Here is a 20,628-nt window from a genome sequence, read left to right as displayed (position 1 = left end):
CTTGACAACTACATGAAAAAGGGGCTCCCATCTGGGAGTTCCTTTTTTCTTACAACTCTATTTTCCTTTTGTTAGAGGGAGATGAAAAATATGAAAAAGCTACCTGCTTTTGTCCTTTCTACTGCTCTATTATTCCCGCTTTCCCTTCCGGTATACGCGGCTGAAACAACTTCGGTCGTCCAGAGCCAGTCGCTTACGTATGAACAGGCGCTGGAACGGGCGTTTAACGCAAGCATCCCGCTCAAAAATGCGGCGGATGAAATCGATCGCTCGTTTGAAATTCGACAAACTATCGGCTCCGGTATTCAATCTTATCCTATCGGTGTAGGCAACGGAGAGAAAGAAGCAGCAGAGCGTGCCAAGGCGAAAGCTTTAATACAAGCGGATACGGCTTGGGGCATCAGCAAGCGCAAATATGATCTGGAAAAAGACAACATTATTTATTCGGTGAAAACAGCTTACAACAATGTTTTAAAAGCGCAGAAACAGAAAGAGCTGGCTGAGGCCAATGTCAAAAACCAGGAAGTGCAAAAAAATGTGGCTTTCTATAAAGCATCAGAAGGGGCGCTGAGCCAGTACGAATTAAGCCAGGAAGAAGGAAAATACAACTCTGCCCTTAAACAAAAAGCTGCCGCGGACAAAGCGCTGGATGATGCCTGGACGAAGCTGAATGCGCTCATTGGTGCTCCGCAGGAGGCACGTTTTGCGCTTGTGGATGAACCACAGTTCAAGCCGTTTGAGAGAAGCGAAACCGACCTGGAAAATGATATAACGTACGTCGTCTCCAACAGCGATTTGGTCGATATGGCGGAAAAACAGTTGAAAATCCAGCGTTTGAATGTGGAGCTATATACGTATAATGCAAGTAGCTCAACTTCTTACAAAGCGGAAGAAATTGGAGTACGGCAAGTGGCCAATAAAGTGGATGATACGAAGAAAAATTTAGCCGACGGCATGCGTGCTATCTATTATTCTATCAAGCAGCTGGAAGATCAGTACAAAGCGCTAACGATTGAGCTTAAAAAAGCGGAAGAAACGTTGAAAATGGCGCAAGTACGCTATGATACCGGCGTAGGAATTAAAGCTGACGTGACCGCTGCCGAGCTGGCAGTAGCCGATAAGAAAAAGAAAATTTTTGACACATTGATTCAACTTGATAATCTGAAGCTGGCATATGAGAAACCTTGGGTTGTCGCGGGAGCATCCGCTGGCGGCGGTTCCGCCCAGTAATGTTTGTTGCATAAGGCGCTGCGAAATACACTTGCAGCGCTTCTTCCTTTGTTGCAAAAAAAGGACGAGCGGGCAGGGAACATGAGGTTCTATCATACAGATGTCGAGACGGTAAAGATAGCAGGATAGATTTTTGTTGAAAAACAACAAATATTAGGAAATCATCATGAAACTTGCGATGAATCATATCCTGATTTTACAAAAAATGTTGATATAATATACCTAAGGACATTATTCCTAAAAATGTAGTATATAGGGAGGGATTATATGGAGGAGTTTGTCGAAGTGGCAGAAGCGGTTGAGCAATTTGCGCGGCATGGCCATGCGTTTTATCCAGCGCGGCAGCCGGGTGTGGGGGATGTTACGGTTTTATATGTTGGTGCAGATACTTATTATGTAGTCTGCAACAGCAAGGATTTTTGTAAGCGTTTAATTCGCTGGTTTTGTATGAGCGAAAAGCTTCTTTTACGTTTTTCCTATGAGATACTGGGTCAGCGTAAGCATGCGCCGTTCGTGCTTTCCGCCGGGCTGACGCTCATACCGTTTTGGTATCCGCGGTACGACAACGCGGCACACCGAACAGCGTACGTAAGTATGTCTTCTATCCAGTCCTACCGTTTCCATTCGCACGATGCCTCTGTGACCCTTGTCCTTGAAGATAACCATACGCTGGAGCTTCCGTATTCATTCCAGCGCTTGAAAAAGCAGCTGATTCACGCCGAGTTTGTGTATTATAAATTTACGGCCCGCATCAGGAAAGAAGCTCAATTTTCCCCTATTACGGCGGAAAAGTGTAAAAACTGACGCCTATCTCGTGATAGTCGCTATGTCCCATATGAAAAGGTGAACAATTTTTCTCTATTCCATAACCGTGTTCTGCGCCGAATGCGCGCTTCCGCTAGGATGAAAGTGCGCGCAATCTTTGCAGGGCCGGCCCTCGCACAATGGGGGACAAGAAGTATGGAAGAGAAAGATTGGGCACTTTTTTTCCAGGAATATGAACCGTTGCTGGAGCGCTGGATATCCCGTTACTCTGCCGGAGTGGTGCGTGAGGAAGCGAAACAGGTGGCGCGAATCGCCTGCTGGCAGAAGCTCGGGCTGTATAATCCGGAACGGGGCGCTTCGCTTTCCAGCTATTTGTTTATGGTTGTGCGAGGCGCACTACTGAACTGGTACGCGCAGGAACGACGCTGGTATGACCGTCATCGCCTTCTTACGGCACAAGGGGATGAAGAGGAACAGGAAGGGACACCGGAATGGGAAGACGCGGACTTATTGCCGCCGGATGCGTCCCTTGTCTGGGAGGCGTGGATGGCATATTTGTCGGAGATGGAGGCGCTTTGCCTAACCTTGCATATTCGTGACGGCTATTCTTTGCGGGCGGTTGCCAGGCGGCTGAATGTGCCGTATGAACGTATGAAAAAATGCAAGCAACGGGCCTTGGGCAAGCTGCGCCGCGCGTTATTGCAGGAGCGGGAACAGAAATAAGAGAAAAGACGACGGAACGGCTTGTTCTGTTCTGCCACCGGAGATTTTTCTTACTTTCCATTGTTTTATCCTTCTGCTTTGCATGCAAAAAGGATATAATAGACAAGGAACAAAAGGAGGAATTCTACCTATGATTTCGTTTTTTAAAAAACTTCGCTCTTCGGGTGCAGCGTCGGAAGCGGAGACAGCAGAGAATACGGTAAAGAAAGAGGAACAAGCGGAAGCGGCCGGCGAAGTAGAGGAAACAAATACGAGAATGAAACTTTATTTCCTGCCGGGGCACGATAAGAGTTTTTCTCAGGAGGAAGGATACGTACTTCAGTTCTTCATAAGCGAGTTGTCCCCGATTGCGGAAGGACAGGTTGCGATTGACGGCTATAAAATCGAGCAGGAAGTGAACGGGCTGAAGCTGACGCTGGTGCTGCGCAACAATATGGATGCGGACATTTCTCTGGAACGGCTGCCGCTGGTGTTACAGGATGCCAATCAAAATACGGTGGCCCGCAGTATGTTTGACATGAAGGAGACGGTGATTCCCGCGCATAGCGCGGTGCCGTTGCGCTTTTTGTTTCCACACCATGACTTTCTGGTACCACAGGCCGACTTTTCGTCTTGGAAGGTAGGCTTCCATATGGAGGATGGCTCGGTTCGCCCGGTCGTTTCGGAGCTAGACTTTGAACCTGCGGTACATTTTTCGATGCGTGAGTACATGGAAAAACAGGAACAGCAAGTGACGGAAAATATTCGAAAAGCGATTCAAGAGACGGAGGCCCAGATCAACTTTATTGGTGCCGCGGTGGATGATGCGGAAGATGGAAGCTTAGTGGTTGACTTATTCCTGCGCAATGGCCGAACGGAAGAAGTGGCGCTAAAAAAAGATATGGCGTTCGTGCTGCGCGATGCGGCCGGAGATGTCGTCGCTGCGCAGGCTTTTGATTTATCGCAGGTGAAGCTTGCGCCGAAATCAGTCACGCGCTGGAAGCTTGTGTATGATAAAGAATCACGGAAAAAGCAAAATCCTGATTTCAGTGAATGGTCGATTCAGGCGGCGGAACATTTCGGATAAAAGGTTGATTGTGATGGAGAAAGGGAGGCAGAACCATTTGATGAGACACTTGCGAGTGTCTCCTATTTTTTGTCTCAAAGAATATTTTAAAAAGAATGATTATTTATATTTTTTATTGACGATTCCAAAATTTTGTATATATAATCTAAATATATGAAAATATTAGAATTTTTTAGGGGGTGAGTGCTCAAGGAAATGATAGCGCTTTCTATTGATCGTGTTCTGGCATGGTGAGAGGCAAAAACAAGAGCATAAAAGGGGGAAAGTGATGAAAAGAGGTCACAAAAAATGGTATAAAGGAGTACGGCAGGTTTCTTTTGTGGCACTAGCGGCGCCTCTGGCAGTGATGCCCTGGATGTCTTCTATAGTAGAAGCGAACAGCAACAATTACGTAGACCGGATTTTACATCTTTCGTCTAATTATCATGCTGATGGCAATCCGGCTGCCAGTTTGTATGTAGGCGAAAAGGATATCGACTTTACTACTAGAGACACATTTCGTGTGACATTGCCGCCAGGAGTGGAATGGAATCGAGTTCCGGCGGGTTTGGAAAACGCCACGGCGGTACTGATGACGGAGAGCACTCTGGTCGTTACACCGGCAGGCCCGAATATCGTGAACAACGATGGGGATCAAGCGGACAAGATACGGATTCCCCTGGATATCAAAGTGAATGGTGCGACAGGCGAACTGAAGGTCAAGGTGGAGCCGATGGATAGCACCATTACTTCCGGCGAGTATACGTTCGCTATTGTTCGGACAGGCAAGACGATAGCCGTTGCTGATACGGTAGAGGCGATAGGGGAAACGGAAGCTGACACAGGTATAGTACGGATTGAAGAGGCTTCTCCAGGACAGATTACGCGGGGCTCCTCTACGCCGGTTACGTTCCGCTTGCCGTCGCAGTTTGAATGGCGGGACATCAAGCTGACAGGTACGGGCGGATTTACCGGAGCGACTTTTACAAATATTATTAAGGATGGGAATACATTACGGGCAACGTTGAATATTCCAGCAGGGAGTAAGGATCGCGGTTTTCTTTATGTAAAACCGAGGGTGAAGCCGAAAGACGGAGCCGTTCCGGGGGATGTATACGTATCGATTTCCGGTACGGAACTGAGCGATGCGGAAGTGGTTGTGGCGAAGTATCAGAAGTGGGGAGCGAATATAAAGGTAGAGCAAGTTAACCAGATTCTTTCCAGTAAATTTGATGACAAAAAAGTTGTCAAAATGACGATTGAAGAAACTTCGCCAGGCGCGTTCATAGGAGGGCGGGAAGTTGAAGTCGAGTTCCCGAGCACTGTGAAAATCGTTGGAACGGTTACGCCTTCCGGCAATATAGTGAGGCATCTTATCAGTTATTCAGGCAGCGACGTGAGAGGCGTTGTCAACAGCGATAGCAATCGGATTACGTTCACCATTCCTTCCACGTCCACGCCTTCCAGCAGCAAGCGCAAGCTTGTCTTTGAAGCAGCCATCGCCGTGAAGACAGGTACCCTGGGCGATATCGAGGCGACGGTTGAGGGAGCGGGTATCGAAAAGCAAAAAGTTCTCGTCGCTAAAGTCATCCCCCCGGTGATTCCTAAAGCGGCGGGGGAAGGAAAGTTGAGAATTGGTTTGCAGGGGCAGGAAGCACCTGATATTTTCCTCGCTGAGACAATGCCGGGTGCCATTAGAAAGGCGATCGATATGGGACCGCTTGGGACGGAGAACGGATTCGTCGTGGTTTATCTTCCAAAAGGGGTTACATATACCACGACGCCGAAAGTTGAAGTCATAGAAGGGGATTTGAAAATTGATACAGCTTCCGTGCAGATTGTAAAGGCGGAATCTATATACGATGCGATTACATTCAATGTGAAAGCGGAGAGCACCAAACCTTCCAAAATTAGAATTTCGGGAATTAAGCTTGGCCTGGATCGGAGCGTGCCGGAAGGAGTCATGGAAGCGAAAGTTGCGGGCTATGCGCTATCCCATCCATTCAATAGCAAAGTTTTCAATGTAACGACAGGTTCTGCGTTTCAGTATGCAAGCGTTATCACGCCTGCCCCGACTGATACAAAAATGAGCGGCTCGTTTACGATAGGCAGTACTATTTATAGAATCGGCGATAACGAGAAAGTTATGGATGCGGCTCCGTACATTAAGGATGACCGTACCTATTTACCTGTTCGCTATGTCGCCGAAGTACTTGGTGTAGGGGAGAAGGATATCGTCTGGGACAAAGCAGCACATACGGTTACTTTATTCAAAGGCGATAAGGTCGTACAAATCAAGGTAGGAGAACGAAAGATTATGGTAAACGGAACGGTTGTCCCGACCGATGTGGTTGCAGAGATTAAAAATGAACGGATGATGCTTCCGGTTTATCATGTCGTGCAAGCTTTGGGCGCGAAGGCACGTTGGGATGCAGAAAGTCAGACGGTGTTTATTGAATAATGCGGCTTGGATGATATTTTATATTTATTTGTGAATGAATATTCACTCATAACTTTTCACATTTATTCACACATAAAAATTTGCAAAGAAGTCTGTTGTTTGTATAAGTGAATGAATATTCAATCATATGTTTTGAAAAGTTTTCAACTCTGACGCGAATGCATCTTGTCTGCCCGCAGTAATACAGGCCTCTGTTCCGCTTCGTCGTGGAAAAAGGGAGAGCAGCAAAGTCTACAAGTCTCCCGTTTGTTAAAAAATGTAAAATAATTGAATGCATCGATCGGCTTTTGTGGTATAATGAGTGCATAAAATCACGGGGAGGCAATGGGATGGAAGCTGTGTTGAACCGGATATTGGGCGAGCTGCAGCATGTTAATCAGAAGTTGGAAAATATAGATAATCGGCTCGACAAAGTGGAACAGCGCATGGGCAAGCTTGAACAGCGCATGGATACGCTGGAAGTGCGTATGGACAAGCTCGAACAGCGCATGGATACGCTGGAAGTGCGTATGGACAAGCTCGAACAGCGCATGGATACGCTGGAAGTGCGTATGGACAAGCTCGGACAGCGCATGGATACGTTGGAAGGACGCATGGATAAGCTGGAACAGCGCGTAGATATACTGGAAGTCGGGCAGAAAGAATTGCACCAGATGGTACACGCGATCCGAAACAATCAGCTTGAAAGCAGAGCAGTTATCGATTCTGTCCAGTATGATATAGCGGATATGAAAGGCGGATTAAAAACTTTGTGTGAAAACATGGTCACGAAGAAGGATTTGCGATTCTATGATATGAAGATCGGAGAGCATGATCGGGAAATTTTCACGATGAAGCAGCAATAAGCGCGGAAAATGGTGAGAAAGCGGCAGAGCTATAAGGACAGCTCTGCCGTAATTTTTTCTGCGCCCTTCTTGTTCACATGGTTCGCATCGCGGAAATACGAATCATCCAGCGTCGGCGGGATGATTATGAATCTCCCATTATATCTGGTCGACAGTTCTCCGACTAGATGACGGTAAGCGGCCTGCTCGGAAGCGTACTGTTTTTTCATAATGGTTTCAAACGCCTGCGTACGCGGAAGCTGGACTACGGTGAACGATACTCCCTGCTTGGACAATTCTTTCATCAGCCGTTCCAGGGCGTTCGTTTCCACGCCTTTTAACTGGTAGTCGCGCATCCATCGCTTGGCTACTTCGGCAGCATAGGCTGGGCCAAGGTGATTGGCCTCGCGGGCTTCCACAGGCGGCAGCCCCCATTTGTATTTGTATTGATCCCGCGGTGGCTGCGGCAGCTTGTCTTCCCAGTACAGCTTCGCCATCTCGGTCCACACTTCACGCAGTCCATATGAATAAAGCAGCCAGCCGAAAGCCAGATCCATTTTGTTTTCGAAATGCGGCACCTGCAACCGTTCCGCAAGCGTCGCGTGATAGCGGAATTTGTTGTCTGAAAAATCAGTAGAAGCGTTTAACTGGTGCTCGTTTACCGAAATAATGACGTGCTGAAGGTTCGGCAGATCTTGCTTGTGCTTCTCATACAGGTGCAGCATATCAACCGCTTTGCCACCGCTTATGCTCAGGTTGAACACTTCATCCGGTTTCAGGCCGTACCTTGCGGCGAGCAGCGGCGGGCGCAGCGCGTCCATGCTTTGCGAATCGCCGAGTACAAGCAGTTTGATTTTCGCTGTATTCTGGCTTTCCAGTCGTTTCTCGACATCTGTAATTTGCCCGATAAAGCTGGCCGGGCTCATTCCGTACAGCGCCGGATTGCGGAAAATGAACGCTTCGCACAGCGCCACAAGCAACAAAGCCCACAAAAATCCGCGCATCCACCACGACTGCTTCCGACGTCTCTTTGAGCGTCTTAATGTAACTTCTCCTTTCTCATTTCTGACAAGTTGAAGGAAGCTCCCTTTTTTGTTTAATTTAAAACTGAAAATAGATAAAATCATGCTTCTCACCCTTAATCATGGCGATAACGACGAACACAAGCAGGGCGTATACGATTCCACGCACAGGAGACGGAACCAGGCGGTGCCACCATGCTGCGATTCCTTCTTCATTGCGGCGCACGATATATTCCAGCAAGTGGGCAGCGTACAGCACCAGGACGATCTGTAGGTAGAACGCCTGTGATGAAATTTGCTGCACGAAATTGGCCCAGCCTGCCGGGTCAAACATGGCCGTTACATAATCGAACGCGTCCTGCACGCTTTCTGCCCGGAAAAATACCCATGTAACCGTGGTAATGTGGAAAAAGAGAACCACGGCGATTATCCGGTATAGCACGGCTATTATGCGAGAGACAGCTTTGCCTGGCGAAGGCAGCGCATCCAACAGCTTTTTCAGTCCGTCTGCATACCATTTATGAATAATCAGCAGCATTCCGTGCAGGAAGCCCCAGATGACGAATGTCCACATCGCGCCGTGCCATAGTCCCGAAATCAACATCGCCGCAAGCAGGTTGACGTCCTTGCGTAAGCGGCCTTTGCGCGAACCTCCCAGCGGAATGTAGATGTAGTCACGAATCCAGCTCGATAGTGTAATGTGCCAGCGTCGCCAGAATTCGGTCGCATTCGCGCTAATATACGGGCTTAAGAAGTTTAGTGGTAGGCGGTATCCGAACAGATACCCGAGTCCGACCGCCATATCGCTGTACGCGGAAAAATCGGCGTAAATTTGAAATCCGAACAAATATGCGCCTGTCCAGGCTTGGGCCATTGTCAAGTCAGCTGGATTTTTGAAATATTCATCAACGATGGGAGACACTTGATCCGCGATCAGAATTTTTTTTGCAAGTCCCCATAGAATGAGGTAGACACCGTATTTGAATTCCGTCGGTGTCAGCGTTAGTTTATGTGTCTGTTCTACCTGGGGCATGAATTCATGCCCACGCATGATCGGGCCCGCCAGCTGGTGCGGGAAAAACGCGATAAATACCCAGAAGCGAAGATATGAATCCGTAGGCTCGATACGACCTTTATATACGTCTGTCAGATAGGCGATAAGCTGGAACGTATAAAAGGAAATACCGATCGGAAGCACGATATGGGCCCAAAATCCGTCTTTGGCGACCAGCGTCAGGCCGGTTACCGCTTCCAGGTTTTGAATGATGAACATAGAATATTTAAAGAATGCTAGGTTGGCCACGTTCAGAATAATTCCGATCGTGAGCCAGAACCGACTTTGTCCTTTCGGAATTCGCCGGGCGATTAAATAGGAAGTAAACGACATGCCAAGAAATAGCCCGAGAAACCCCCAGCTTGCTGCCGCGTAAAACAGGCAGTTGGCTACGCTTAAAATGACAAGCCGGGCGTTGCGAAACAAGTAATAACAAATAAACGTAATAATAAGAAGAAAAAAGAATTCAGCCGTATGAAATAACATAACCGATGCCCATCCTTATGTGCCTGAAAAAATAAGACACAGGCGTGTCCCATTTTTTCAATGTTTGGGAAAGTGCATTGTATTCTGTAATACTATGTACTTTCCTCCGCAAAATATCTTTTCTATTTTACCATAAAATACGGTCGATGACGAAAAGGAGAGAACAGAGAGTAGAATGAAATATTGGAAAGAAAAGGCGGTGCATTTTGTAAAGGTTTCACGACGAACGCCCATTGAATTGCTTCCCTGTCTTCCGGAAGGGGAATGGCTTACCCGTATGTATGACAGGCTCAAAAAAGAAGGACAGGAAGTGCCGATAATTCTAATGAACGCAAACTTTTTCCACCTTGATGGCGGGTATTCCATCTCCGGCATGAAATACAGTAATGGCACGACTGTTGACCGTTCAATGGGCGGTTTTTACCTGTATCGGGATGTCGCAGGTATCGTCCGGATCGACACGGTGAAAGGAAGAACGATTGCTGATTTCCAGGAGGCGCACTGGGCGGTGGAGTCGTCGCCGCTGCTGTTGCCGGGCCTTGTGGCAAGTCCGCATATAGAAACGACGATTGCGGCGGAGTCTCATCCGCGCACGGCCGTTGGATTGACAGAGACGGATGTTATTTTTGCGGTGACGGATGGCCGCCCTTCAGGATTGACCTGTCGCGAACTGGCACATATTTTGCGGCAGGTCGGCTGTCATATCGCGCTTAATCTTGACGGTGGCCGTTCCTCCCAGTTGGTGATTCATGGGAGGCAGATCAACCGTCAGTGGATGCGGCGCAAAGTGTTTGCCGCGCTCGCTGTATACGAGGAAAAAAAAGGATAGTTGGCGCGCGCGTCGAATGATAGTTAAGAGGAAGGAAGTAAACCAAGCAGCAAAATGTGAATAGGGAGAGGAAGTTGAGTACTTTGAAAAAAACGATGAAACACTTACTTGTATGGAGCATGCTTATGGCCGTAGCAGGAAGCATGGCCGCTCCGACGCTGGCGGCGGAGAATGTGCCGAATGCCGCAAACAATCCGTATGCCGCAGAGGAAGCACGGATTCATGAAGTGCTGCAAACCGTAATGGAAAAACATTTGAACAGCCAGCTGGATGTAAAGCGTCTCACAGATGGCGCCATTCGCGGGCTGTTGGAGGAAACGGGCGACCTTTACACTACCTATTTTACGAATGAGGAGTTTGAAGAATTTTATAACAACTTAGAAGGTACGTTCGTAGGCATTGGCGTATATATTCAGCAAGAAAATAACAAATTGCTCATCGAAAGTGTATTTGAAGGTTCGACTGCGGCAAAAGCTGGTTTGCGGGCAGGTGACGAAATCATTGCTGTTGACGGCAAGCGGGTTGCCGGGCAGTCTATCGAGCAGGTTACGGAATGGATGAAAGGTGAAGTCGGTTCCAGCATAGAACTTACGATTAAACGCGCGGGAAAGGAGCAGATAGTTTCACTCATGCGTGAGGCGCTGCAATTCTCGCCGGTCGATAGTGTCATGCTGGACAATAAAATTGGATATATGGTGCTTTACACATTTTCTGAAAATAGCGCAGAAGTGTTTCGCAAGCATCTCGCCAAGCTGCGAAAGGACGGGATGAAGGGGTTGATTCTTGACTTGCGCGACAACGGCGGCGGCTACCTGGATGCGGCGCTGGAAATTGCCGATGAATTTATCGATAAAGGCGCGCTTGTATATGTAAAAGATCGAAGCGGCAAACGAACGGCGATTATGGCCAAATCCGGAGCGATCTCGCTTCCGGTTGTCGTCCTTGTAAACGGAGGAACGGCCAGCGCGTCCGAAGTGCTGACAGGCGCGCTACAGGATTACAATGTTGCCAAAATCGTCGGCACCAAAACATTCGGCAAAGGCACGGTTCAGGAATTGGTACCGTTGAAACAAGGCGGGATTTTAAAGCTGACGATCGAAGAGTATTTCTCCCCGAAACTTCGGAAGATCAACGGGCACGGCATTACGCCGGATATTATCGTAGAAAACCCGAATGAGCAGGTTATCAAGGCGATTTCGTATTTGCATGGTTCCACTGCTCTTGTTCTACATTCGAACGGGACTGCTTCGGTGGCTGGTATTCCTGCGGGCGAAAGCGTTGCGAAAAAAATCGATGGCAAATGGTTTATCGCGCTTCGCCCGTTTGCCCAATTGTATGGTTGCCAAGTTTATTGGGATGCGTCCCAGGAAATAGCGACCATGCGCTGTGGTGAAACTGTGCGCAAATATCCGAGCAAAAATAATGCATATGTACGCAACGAAAAAGGTGTCCTCTGGCTTTCGCTTGAAAAATTGGACAGCGACTTTCCGTCCATCCTTGTCGAAACGAGAGGGGATAATCTGTTCGTTTATGTAAAGTAAAGCATGGATTCACAACAAAATTCCTTCCCGGGCGTATATACAATTAGATAACCATTTATACCGTAATTGGGAGGATGGAAAAGCCGGGGAGAGATGCCCGGCTTCTTCCCTTAGATCAGTATACGCAGGGAGGAATGTACATGAAAAAATGGGGATATGGATTGGCAGGTGCCGCGTTGGCCTTGGTGATCGGGGCGGTGTCCACCGGTTTGGCAGCTACGCCTGAGCCCGGCTCCGATGCAGATCCGGTTGTAACGAAGAGCTATGTGGAGAAAGTAAAGCAGGAGATTTTGAATGTGGTGAAATCCCAGCCCGGCAAACCGGCAAGCGACACGCAGACACCGGCTGCGGCGAAGCTGATCGTGGAAAAAGTTCCGGCAGGAAAGACGATTATTGGCTATGCGGGCACGGAATTTATTGTTCGGACCGGAAAAGTGGTCGCTCATACGCCGCCGGGCGAAGGGTATGGTCTCCCGGATTTGACCGCAGGCACGAACATTACGCAGGGCGAGCCGGTACCAGCCAATCACCATTTGTTGTTGCCGCGCGATGACGGCCGTGGCCTCAAAGTTGTAAAAGGCCCGGCGGACATTATGATCCGCGGTGAATATGTAGTTCGGTAGCACGGTCGAACGAACAACCAAGTATTTTTCTTTATTGACATCCAAACCTAAATAAGATATGCTCATTGAGAACGGAAGACCCTTGTATCCCGAGCAGGCGGAGGGACTGGCCCGATGAAGCCCGGCAACCACATCGCGCAACGAGCTAGCGCGGACAAGTGTTCCCGGCGCGATGAACGGTGCTAACCAGCAGAACAGGTATGGATACATACTTGATTCTGGAAGATAAAGGGCAAAGAATGAGTAAAAAGATGACCCTTTTCCAGGATAAAATAATGGAAAAGGTTTTTTACTGCTTTGCGACAACGTTTGGGAAGGGAGTACCGTATCTTAACCAAGACCATCTATATATTCATGGTTTATAAGGAGGTACGTGAACATGGCGCTGAAAAAAGGCCGTCATCTCTTCACATCGGAATCGGTAACGGAGGGCCATCCGGACAAAATTTGCGACCAGATTTCCGATGCCATTCTTGATGCGATTCTTGAAAAAGATCCAAACGCTCGTGTAGCGGCGGAAACATCCGTAACAACAGGCATGGTGCTTGTAGCGGGCGAGATTACGACAAGCTGCTATGTAGATATTCCGAAAGTGGTTCGTGAAACGATTCGTGAAATCGGATATACTCGCGCGAAATTCGGTTTTGACGCTGACACTTGCGCGGTTCTAACTTCTATTGACGAACAATCTCCTGATATTGCGCAGGGGGTTGACCAGGCGCTCGAAGCGCGCGAAGGACAGATGACAGATGAGCAAATTGAAGCGATTGGTGCTGGCGACCAGGGCTTAATGTTTGGATTCGCTTGCAACGAAACGGCAGAATTGATGCCGCTTCCGATTTCTCTTGCTCATAAACTGTCCCGTCGTTTGACGGAAGTCCGCAAAGATGGAACGTTGAGCTACCTGCGTCCGGATGGCAAAACGCAGGTAACGATTGAATATGAAGGAAACAAACCAGTACGTGTGGACACGATCGTTATTTCTACGCAGCACGATCCGTCCATAACGCTTGAGCAAATCCAGAAGGATCTGAAAGAACATGTGATTAAGCCGGTTGTTCCGGCCGAGTTCCTCGATGAGCAAACGAAGTATTTTATCAATCCAACAGGTCGCTTCGTTATCGGTGGACCGCAGGGTGACGCTGGATTGACCGGACGCAAGATTATCGTGGACACATATGGTGGATATGCTCGTCATGGTGGCGGCGCTTTCTCCGGTAAAGACCCGACCAAAGTGGATCGCTCCGGTGCGTATGCGGCGCGCTATGTAGCGAAAAACATTGTGGCCGCGGGGTTGGCGGAGAAGTGTGAAGTGCAAGTAGCTTATGCGATTGGGGTGGCGCAGCCTGTATCCATTAATGTAGATACATTCGGGACAGGCAAGGTGGATGAAGAAATTCTTGTTCAGCTTGTGCGCAAACATTTTGATCTTCGTCCAGCAGGCATTATCAAACAGCTTGACTTGCGTCGACCGATCTACCGTCAAACTGCCGCGTATGGACATTTTGGTCGCAATGACCTAAATGTTCCATGGGAAAGAACGGATAAGGCAGAAATTCTTAAGAAAGAAGCTTCTGAACTTTCCGCTCGCTAATAAAAATAAGACTAAAGACCCAACACATCAATAGTGTGTGGGTCTTGTTTTGTTTATGTGGGATGAATGATACAATAGGAAAAGAGTTTTTGTTCTTCTTGCCTATAAAGGAAGTCAACCAGTAGGGAAGAGAAGCGTAGAAGGTAACAATTCGAATGGTACTTATTGGCTAATGATAGAGAGGGGATGTACGTGACCGAGGCGAACATTGATTTTCAACTGCTTGATGAGGTCATGAATAAGACGATTTCGTCGGTGGAAGAAAGTAGGGAAAAGATTTTTGATATCGCGGAAAACGCGCATAAAGAAAGCAATTATATCAGCCTCGAACTGGAAGCCCTAAAAAGAGAAATCGAATGGGTCATTAGCCAGACGGATGAACTTGAACTGCAGGCGAGAAAGGCGCGCCAGAAGCTGGCTAGTATTAGCCGTAGTTTCCACCAATATAGTGAGGCGGAAATACGCGAAGCGTATGAGCAAGCCAGCCAGATGCAGATTAAGCTGTCGCTCTCAAGGGATAAGGAGCTCCATCTCAGGCAGCGGCGGGACGAGCTGGAGCGGCGCCACCGCAGCATTTTAAGCACCATAGAGAAATCGGAAAACTTGATTGCGCAGATGGGAATTGTGCTAAACTACCTGCAGGGCAACTTAAGGAAAGTGGGGATTGCGCTGGAGTCAGCCCAGAATCAGCAGCTGCTGGGAATTCAGATCATTCAGGCCCAGGAAGAAGAACGGAAGCGAGTGGCGCGCGATATTCACGACGGTCCGGCGCAATCGATGGCCAATGTTACCTTGCGGAGCGAAATCGTTGAGAGAATGCTTAATCAAAATCGGATTGACGAAGCTAAGGTAGAGCTTAGGTTATTAAAAGAACTTACAAGGGCAAGCCTTATGGATGTAAGAAAGATTATTTTTGATCTGCGTCCGATGGCACTTGATGATCTAGGACTTGTGCCGACGCTTCGTAAATACCTTGAGGAATATGAGAAGCGGCATGGGATCGAGACGAAGCTTACGTTGCTTACCCCGGAATGCCGCCTGCAGAATTCGATTGAAGTCGCCGTATTCCGCTTAATTCAGGAGTCGCTAAACAATACAGCAAAGCATGCAAAAGCCCGCCATGTGGAAGTAAGGCTTGAATTTAAGCCACATGTGGTGCATTTTCGCGTGCTCGATGATGGAGTGGGATTCGACCAAGCGGTAAAAGCGGAGCGGCCGCAATTTGGAATCATGGGGATGAGAGAACGGGTCAAGCTTTTGCAGGGCAAGATGAAAATTACGTCCGCCCCCGGCAAAGGAACCAGCGTCCTGTTTAGTATTCCTCTTCGTATTGAAGAAGGCAGTAAGCGTGGTAATAGCATAGAAACAAAACCTTAATGAATGTATGGAGGTTAGTATGACGGAGCAAAAGATTTCGATTCTGTTAGTAGATGACCATAAGTTATTCCGTGAAGGAGTTAAGCGGATTTTGGAGATGGAGGATCGTTTCCATATTGTTGGCGAAGCGTCCGATGGAGAGGAAGCATGCCAGATGGCAGTTGAATTTCAGCCGGATGTAATCCTGATGGACATTAACATGCCGAAAATGACCGGCGTGCAGGCTACGCAGCGCATCAAGGAACGAGCGCCGGAATCGCGCATTATTATTCTGTCGATTCATGATGACGAGAATTATGTATACAAGGCTCTTCTTTCCGGAGCGGCCGGCTATCTGTTGAAAGAAATGGATTCCGACTCGCTAATCGAAGCGATTAACTCGGTAGTGCGCGGGGAAGCTTATATTCATCCGAAAGTAACTGGCAAGCTTATTAGTGAGTTTCGTCGTCTAAGCAGCATTGAGCACAACCATGATGAGAATGTGCTGTTAAGCGATGTGAGCGAGCTTGGTGTCAGCGAGAAAGAAAGCAACATTCTGGCGCTGACGCCGCGCGAGCGTGAAGTGCTGCAATTGATGGCAGAAGGAAAAAGCAACCGCATGATCGGTGAAGAATTGTTCATCAGCGAAAAAACGGTAAAAAACCATGTCAGCAGCATTCTACAAAAGCTGGATGTGCAGGATCGTACGCAGGCGGTTGTTATGTCGATCAAAAACGGTTGGGTACGGTTGTCATAGTGTGAGAAGCCGGAAAGTTAGAAGCAAGAAACGGGCAAATAAATAATGGAGCGGTTTGTTATCAGTTTCCTTCCTGCTTTGTTCCGCATATAGTAAGAAAAAAGGGGGGAAACATGATGGGGTATGGTCAGTTGCTGCCATCACGGCGGCTGTCTATGTGATACTGGCTTGGGTTCTCGTATGGGGCGGCCGCTTCCTTTTTGATCGTTTTCCGCCGCATTTGCAGCGTACCGGAAGAAAAAGCGGTTCGCTGCAAGTGGTGCTCTTGCTCGACAATCCGGACGAACACCTGGAATACGCGGTACGCCACGCGCTTTGGGTATCTGCAGCGCATGGTGTCTCACTTCAAATATATGTGAATGAAGAAGTGAATAGTTCCACTTTACTTCCAATGATTCAAAGAGCGTGGCCCGATTTGCCAATCAGAAATATAAAACCTCAAGAACCATTGCTTCCGCTTCATACATGGTTTTTGGATTTTCCACATTAAAAAAGCATACGGGCAATCTGTTTTATTCTTTATCTTGACTTTTGCTTAATCAACAGCTGCGGACTTGGATGAGGAACATAAACGAAATGGTCGAATAAGACGCTAGCGAAGAAGAATACCAAATACGATCATTAAAATGAGAAAGTAACCTGTGAAAATCGCTGTTACCATCTGGAGCAGCGACATTTTTTTTCTTACGGGTCTCCTGCGTGTTGCTTGCGATGCGAGTTTTCTGAACCTTTCTTCTTGTTTGCGCCGGAGCAGGATCAGCGCGCCGATGGCCGCTTCGTAGTGCGGCTCTGCCTGCACTGCCTGCTTATAATAATGAAGCGCCTGTCCCCAGTTTTCTTCTTTTTCATAACGCTGACCTAAATAATAGAGAGCACGAGCGTCATAGCGGTTGTAGCGAAGTCGTTTTTCATAATAGGACGGATCGTATGTATTAATATATAGAGCGTTAACGTACTGTCCCAGCTTTAATTTTTTTGTTCGTTCGCGGAATTTCTCGCGCGCGTGCGATACATAGAGTTTGTTAGCCACCTATTCTCACCTCTTTCTTTCCAGTATTTCCGCGTTTTAGATTTGTCAGACATAAAATTTCATGTAAAAATTCGGGATTAAATGCAGAAAAAAACAAAAAATTGAAAAATAAAAAAAGGAAAATAATGGGTTTTGGCGAATTAAATAGGTACAAAGAATGACAAAATATGCATCCTTGTTATTAATTTTGGAAAGGAGAAAAAGTACCTATGAAAAAAACTACAGAAGTGAAAGTGACGAAAGACGGAGTTTTGTTTCTGTCAGAAGAAATTAGAGAAAGGGTGAATTTGCAGACAGGCGACTTTGTCGAATTTTTCATGGGGGAAAAAGGAGAAGTGATTCTAAGAAAATGTAAAGTGGATGAGGGGCTCTGGCAGGTCGCGGAAGATGACGATGAATATGATTCTGAAAAGTAGCAGGATAGAATTATGAAATGGGAAGATAAGGAGAAAATCTACAAGCTTTTTCAGGGACGGGCACTCTTGGAAGAGGAAGTGTATTGGCTGTTTCAGTTACTGTTTCGTGATGGCAGGAGAAGGATAACAGAAGAAGAAATGAAAGAGCTTCTGCAGGAATGGATACAGAGCGGGAAGGTCGAACGCAAACCAGGAGTGGAAAGGGTCTCAGAAAAGGGAGAAGGGAGTAGCTTCTCCCTTTTCGTTTCTTGGATCTGGTGTTTGATCCGAGGCGAGAAAAGCGAAGAAAGAATAAGGTACCGCTGTAACCGTTGCGGGGCGGAAGAGGAGCACATCCATATTGTTTACTGTTATCGCTGTCAGGGAGAATGTCCGTACTGTTGCCGTTGCCTGACAATGGGGCGCAGTAGTAGTTGCAGTAGCTACTATTTGTTTGCAGCTGATGAGAGAAAGCGGAATCCGAAAGGTTGCACCGAGGAAGCCCTTTTTTATTATCCGCAGTTGACACAGGCGCAACGGGCTGCGGCACGTAGTATGCTTGATTTTTACCGACAGGAGACGGGGATGCAGGAGTTTTTGGTGTGGGCAGTCTGTGGCGCAGGAAAAACGGAGGTCATGTTTCCGTTGCTGCATGATGTGCTGGCGAACGGAGAGCGCGTGCTTTGGGCAACTCCGCGCCGGGATGTTGTGCTGGAACTGGCTCCGAGGCTGCGTCGCGCGTTTCCGAACCATCCGCTTTCCGTATTATACGGCGGTGCCAAAGCGCAGGATAAGTGGAATGCGTCACGGTTCGTTCTGGCTACAACTCACCAAGCGCTTCGTTTTTACCGGCATTTCGACGTGGTGATACTTGATGAACTTGACGCATTTCCGTACAACCAAGATGAGATGCTGCCGTTTGCGGTGAATCGCGCCCGAACGTTGTCGGGGAAAATCATATACTTGACGGCTACGCCGCGCCCCGACTATCAAAAAAGAATACGCAAACCCAGCTATGCCAAGGATTTTCTGCCTCATGTCAAAATTCCGGTTCGCTACCATGGACACCCGCTACCCGAACCAGGAATTCGCCAGGAAAGCAAATTAAACGCACGTTTAAGCGCGAAAAAGCCGATTTTTTCCCTCCTCTCCTTTTTGAAGGATATCGAACGAAAAGGGGTGCCCGCTTTTATCTTTGTTCCGGCTATTCAGCAGCTTCCTCAATTATACGAATATATTATGGCATACAACAGCAAATGGCAGAATAAACTGGCGGTTGTTCATGCCGCTGATCCGGAGCGCGAAGCGAAAGTGAAAGCGTTGCGGGAGGGCAGGCTACAGATTTTGCTGACGACGACCATTATGGAACGAGGCGTGACACTTCCGGGGATTCAGGTATTGGTGTGCCAGGCGGACGCGCCGATTTTTGATGAAGCAGCGCTCGTTCAGATTGCAGGGCGAGCAGGCCGTTCAGCGGTCGCTCCTGATGGTATGGTTATTTTTATGGCGGAAGAGGTGACTGAGGCGATGAAAGCGTCTATTCGACAGATTCGGGAGATGAACCGGCTGGCGAAAAAACTGGGATATCTAAAGGCCACAAAGAGGGAGGAGAGAATATGAATTTGTTACATTGGAAACGTTGGACAGGCTGGCTTCTGGATATTTTGTATCCGCCACCGCCGCGGTGTACGCTGTGTGGGAATCCGAAGCGCGGAGAGGCGGCTGTTAAGCCTGGAGCAGGAAAAGGAGGACTGACGTTTTGCAGTGTTTGCGAATCGCAATTTGTGTTTTTGACAGATACCATTTGTCCGATATGCGGGCGTGCTTGGCCGACGAATGAGCCGTGTCCGGATTGTTGCCGGCGCAAAAGCAGGCATTTTTGCTATTCGCGCAGCGCGGTCCGTTATAACAAGCCAATGAAAGAGTTGCTTGCACGATATAAATATCGTGGAGATCGCAGGCTGGCAGAAATGATGGTGGAGCTATTGTGGCGTGCCTGGTATTTGTATTATAGAGAGATGAAGATCGACGCGATTACGTATATTCCGCTTCATGAAAAACGCTTAGTGGAGCGGACGTTTAATCAGGCGGAAGAAATGGCGCGTTTCTTGGGGCAGAGGATTGGCTTGCCTGTGTATGGACTGTTGGAGCGAAGAAAAGAAACGGAGAAGCAGAGTCAGAAAAAACGTGCGGCCCGTCTGCACGCGCTGGAAAACGCGTTTTATTTTTCGGACGCGCAAGCAGTGAATAGCTTTGAGGTACAGGCGCTGTTGCTGCTGGATGATGTATACACGACAGGAAGTTCGCTAAATGCGGCCGCTCGTGCGCTGAAAGAAGGGATTCCGGGAGCGGAAGTGTACGGGTTGACTGTGGCCAGATAAGTTGTACAGGTGTTTCGGGCTTTTATGTTAGAATGGATACTATAAGAAGCGGGAAAGGGAGCGGTAAAGATGAGCGGTGAAATGCTCGAGCGAATTCTTGAAGCTATACACGGCATTGACTCACGGATGGATCGGTTCGAGAACGAACAAAAATCGCTTAGAAGAGAAATGAATGAGCGGTTTTGTGCAGTGGATAAGAGGTTCGAGGCAGTAGACAAACGATTCGACGAGATGGATCGGAAGTTTGAAACGGTAGACAAACGATTCGACGAGATGGATCGGAAGTTTGAAACGGTAGATAAGCGATTCGACAAGATGGATCAGAAGTTTGAAACGGTAGATAAGCGATTCGACAAGATGGATCAGAAGTTTGAAACGGTAGATAAGCGATTCGATGAGATAGATCAGAAGTTTGAAACGGTAGACAAGCGATTCGATGAGATAGATCAGAAGTTTGAAACGGTAGACAAACGATTCGACGAGATGGATCAGAAGTTTGAAACGGTAGATAA

General features: G+C 47.9%; 19 protein-coding genes, 1 pseudogene and 1 riboswitch. Of the genes and pseudogenes, 17 read left to right on the top strand and 3 right to left on the bottom strand.

Going from position 1 to position 20,628, the window contains the following annotated elements; genetic code table 11:
• Positions 1-90 precede the first annotated feature (90 nt).
• The 6 genes from BLR88_RS14580 to BLR88_RS14555 all read left to right on the top strand — a co-directional run bounded on the left by BLR88_RS14580 (position 91) and on the right by BLR88_RS14555 (position 7,069).
• Positions 91-1,230 (top strand): TolC family protein, encoded by a 1,140-nt coding sequence (locus BLR88_RS14580; protein WP_175493638.1) that lies wholly within the window; start codon positions 91-93, stop codon positions 1,228-1,230.
• Positions 1,231-1,497: 267 nt separating this feature from the next.
• Entirely contained in the window at positions 1,498-2,034 is a 537-nt protein-coding gene (locus BLR88_RS14575; protein WP_057897477.1) for a competence protein ComK, read from the top strand.
• 156 nt (positions 2,035-2,190) lie between these two features.
• Positions 2,191-2,718 carry a sigma-70 family RNA polymerase sigma factor gene (locus BLR88_RS14570; protein WP_057897478.1) on the top strand — a complete coding sequence of 176 codons (528 nt, stop codon included), beginning with the start codon at positions 2,191-2,193 and terminating at the stop codon, positions 2,716-2,718.
• A gap of 130 nt (positions 2,719-2,848) precedes the next feature.
• A complete protein-coding gene (locus BLR88_RS14565) occupies positions 2,849-3,784 on the top strand; it encodes an SLAP domain-containing protein (RefSeq protein ID WP_175493637.1) in 936 nt (311 codons plus the stop codon).
• Between the two features lie 268 nt (positions 3,785-4,052).
• Entirely contained in the window at positions 4,053-6,224 is a 2,172-nt protein-coding gene (locus BLR88_RS14560) for a copper amine oxidase N-terminal domain-containing protein (protein WP_091261005.1), read from the top strand.
• 329 nt (positions 6,225-6,553) lie between these two features.
• Complete coding sequence (locus BLR88_RS14555; protein ID WP_091261003.1) at positions 6,554-7,069, top strand: hypothetical protein; 516 nt, start codon at positions 6,554-6,556, stop codon at positions 7,067-7,069.
• Between the two features lie 29 nt (positions 7,070-7,098).
• On the opposite strand, the gene BLR88_RS14550 is transcribed toward BLR88_RS14555, so the two are convergent.
• Both BLR88_RS14550 and BLR88_RS14545 read right to left on the bottom strand, forming a co-directional pair.
• Positions 7,099-8,052: a hypothetical protein gene (locus tag BLR88_RS14550; protein WP_139184991.1), complete on the bottom strand. Its 954-nt coding sequence runs from the start codon at positions 8,050-8,052 to the stop codon at positions 7,099-7,101.
• Between the two features lie 97 nt (positions 8,053-8,149).
• The gene (locus tag BLR88_RS14545) at positions 8,150-9,610 is read right to left on the bottom strand and encodes an MBOAT family O-acyltransferase (protein WP_057897483.1); all 1,461 of its coding nucleotides are present in this window, start codon (positions 9,608-9,610) and stop codon (positions 8,150-8,152) included.
• Positions 9,611-9,785: 175 nt separating this feature from the next.
• Here BLR88_RS14545 and BLR88_RS14540 point away from each other — a divergent pair, with 175 nt between their 5' ends.
• From BLR88_RS14540 to BLR88_RS14510, 7 genes are all read left to right on the top strand, one after another.
• Entirely contained in the window at positions 9,786-10,439 is a 654-nt protein-coding gene (locus BLR88_RS14540) for a phosphodiester glycosidase family protein (RefSeq protein WP_057897484.1), read from the top strand.
• A 95-nt stretch (positions 10,440-10,534) separates the two neighbouring features.
• Entirely contained in the window at positions 10,535-11,980 is a 1,446-nt protein-coding gene (locus tag BLR88_RS14535; RefSeq protein WP_139184990.1) for a S41 family peptidase, read from the top strand.
• A gap of 140 nt (positions 11,981-12,120) precedes the next feature.
• Entirely contained in the window at positions 12,121-12,603 is a 483-nt protein-coding gene (locus BLR88_RS14530; protein WP_139184989.1) for a hypothetical protein, read from the top strand.
• Positions 12,604-12,684: 81 nt separating this feature from the next.
• Positions 12,685-12,835: riboswitch (SAM riboswitch) on the top strand.
• Positions 12,836-12,988: 153 nt separating this feature from the next.
• Complete coding sequence (gene metK / locus BLR88_RS14525; RefSeq protein ID WP_139184992.1) at positions 12,989-14,197, top strand: methionine adenosyltransferase; 1,209 nt, start codon at positions 12,989-12,991, stop codon at positions 14,195-14,197.
• A gap of 165 nt (positions 14,198-14,362) precedes the next feature.
• On the top strand, positions 14,363-15,574 hold the full coding sequence (locus BLR88_RS14520; RefSeq protein ID WP_236781944.1) for a sensor histidine kinase: 1,212 nt from the start codon (positions 14,363-14,365) through the stop codon (positions 15,572-15,574).
• Positions 15,575-15,593: 19 nt separating this feature from the next.
• Positions 15,594-16,310 carry a response regulator gene (locus BLR88_RS14515; protein ID WP_175493636.1) on the top strand — a complete coding sequence of 239 codons (717 nt, stop codon included), beginning with the start codon at positions 15,594-15,596 and terminating at the stop codon, positions 16,308-16,310.
• A gap of 55 nt (positions 16,311-16,365) precedes the next feature.
• Positions 16,366-16,800, top strand: a complete 435-nt coding sequence (locus BLR88_RS14510; protein ID WP_091261001.1) for a hypothetical protein — start codon at positions 16,366-16,368, stop codon at positions 16,798-16,800.
• Positions 16,801-16,902: 102 nt separating this feature from the next.
• Here BLR88_RS14510 and BLR88_RS14505 read toward each other — a convergent pair whose 3' ends face one another.
• Positions 16,903-17,340, bottom strand: coding sequence for a tetratricopeptide repeat protein (locus BLR88_RS14505; protein ID WP_057897491.1), 438 nt, complete (start codon positions 17,338-17,340; stop codon positions 16,903-16,905).
• Between the two features lie 209 nt (positions 17,341-17,549).
• On the opposite strand from BLR88_RS14505, the gene BLR88_RS14500 reads away from it, so the two are divergent.
• The 4 genes and pseudogenes from BLR88_RS14500 to BLR88_RS14485 form a co-directional block, all read left to right on the top strand.
• Entirely contained in the window at positions 17,550-17,756 is a 207-nt protein-coding gene (locus BLR88_RS14500) for an AbrB/MazE/SpoVT family DNA-binding domain-containing protein (protein ID WP_057897492.1), read from the top strand.
• A 12-nt stretch (positions 17,757-17,768) separates the two neighbouring features.
• Positions 17,769-19,355: a DEAD/DEAH box helicase gene (locus BLR88_RS14495; RefSeq protein ID WP_057897493.1), complete on the top strand. Its 1,587-nt coding sequence runs from the start codon at positions 17,769-17,771 to the stop codon at positions 19,353-19,355.
• Positions 19,352-20,116 carry a ComF family protein gene (locus BLR88_RS14490; RefSeq protein WP_057897494.1) on the top strand — a complete coding sequence of 255 codons (765 nt, stop codon included), beginning with the start codon at positions 19,352-19,354 and terminating at the stop codon, positions 20,114-20,116. The genes BLR88_RS14495 and BLR88_RS14490 overlap by 4 nt, the downstream gene beginning before the upstream one ends.
• 69 nt (positions 20,117-20,185) lie before the next feature.
• Positions 20,186-20,628 (top strand): annotated as a pseudogene (locus tag BLR88_RS14485) (hypothetical protein); the annotation flags it as partial.

Origin of the sequence: Aneurinibacillus thermoaerophilus (assembly GCF_900099925.1) — a bacterium.
In the GTDB taxonomy this organism is placed as follows: Bacteria; Bacillota; Bacilli; order Aneurinibacillales; family Aneurinibacillaceae; genus Aneurinibacillus; species Aneurinibacillus thermoaerophilus.
Note: the sequence above shows the minus strand (reverse complement) of the source record. Positions and strands in the feature narration are given on the sequence as shown.

Bases quoted from the DNA above. Each gene is read 5' to 3' on its own strand.
- BLR88_RS14580 (WP_175493638.1), top strand. From the start codon at position 91: ATGAAAAAGCTACCTGCTTTTGTCCTTTCTACTGCTCTATTATTCCCG.
- BLR88_RS14575 (WP_057897477.1), top strand. From the start codon at position 1,498: ATGGAGGAGTTTGTCGAAGTGGCAGAAGCGGTTGAGCAATTTGCGCGG.
- BLR88_RS14570 (WP_057897478.1), top strand. From the start codon at position 2,191: ATGGAAGAGAAAGATTGGGCACTTTTTTTCCAGGAATATGAACCGTTG.
- BLR88_RS14565 (WP_175493637.1), top strand. From the start codon at position 2,849: ATGATTTCGTTTTTTAAAAAACTTCGCTCTTCGGGTGCAGCGTCGGAA.
- BLR88_RS14560 (WP_091261005.1), top strand. From the start codon at position 4,053: ATGAAAAGAGGTCACAAAAAATGGTATAAAGGAGTACGGCAGGTTTCT.
- BLR88_RS14555 (WP_091261003.1), top strand. From the start codon at position 6,554: ATGGAAGCTGTGTTGAACCGGATATTGGGCGAGCTGCAGCATGTTAAT.
- BLR88_RS14550 (WP_139184991.1), bottom strand. From the start codon at position 8,052: ATGCGCGGATTTTTGTGGGCTTTGTTGCTTGTGGCGCTGTGCGAAGCG.
- BLR88_RS14545 (WP_057897483.1), bottom strand. From the start codon at position 9,610: ATGTTATTTCATACGGCTGAATTCTTTTTTCTTCTTATTATTACGTTT.
- BLR88_RS14540 (WP_057897484.1), top strand. From the start codon at position 9,786: ATGAAATATTGGAAAGAAAAGGCGGTGCATTTTGTAAAGGTTTCACGA.
- BLR88_RS14535 (WP_139184990.1), top strand. From the start codon at position 10,535: ATGAAACACTTACTTGTATGGAGCATGCTTATGGCCGTAGCAGGAAGC.
- BLR88_RS14530 (WP_139184989.1), top strand. From the start codon at position 12,121: ATGAAAAAATGGGGATATGGATTGGCAGGTGCCGCGTTGGCCTTGGTG.
- BLR88_RS14515 (WP_175493636.1), top strand. From the start codon at position 15,594: ATGACGGAGCAAAAGATTTCGATTCTGTTAGTAGATGACCATAAGTTA.
- BLR88_RS14500 (WP_057897492.1), top strand. From the start codon at position 17,550: ATGAAAAAAACTACAGAAGTGAAAGTGACGAAAGACGGAGTTTTGTTT.
- BLR88_RS14495 (WP_057897493.1), top strand. From the start codon at position 17,769: ATGAAATGGGAAGATAAGGAGAAAATCTACAAGCTTTTTCAGGGACGG.
- BLR88_RS14490 (WP_057897494.1), top strand. From the start codon at position 19,352: ATGAATTTGTTACATTGGAAACGTTGGACAGGCTGGCTTCTGGATATT.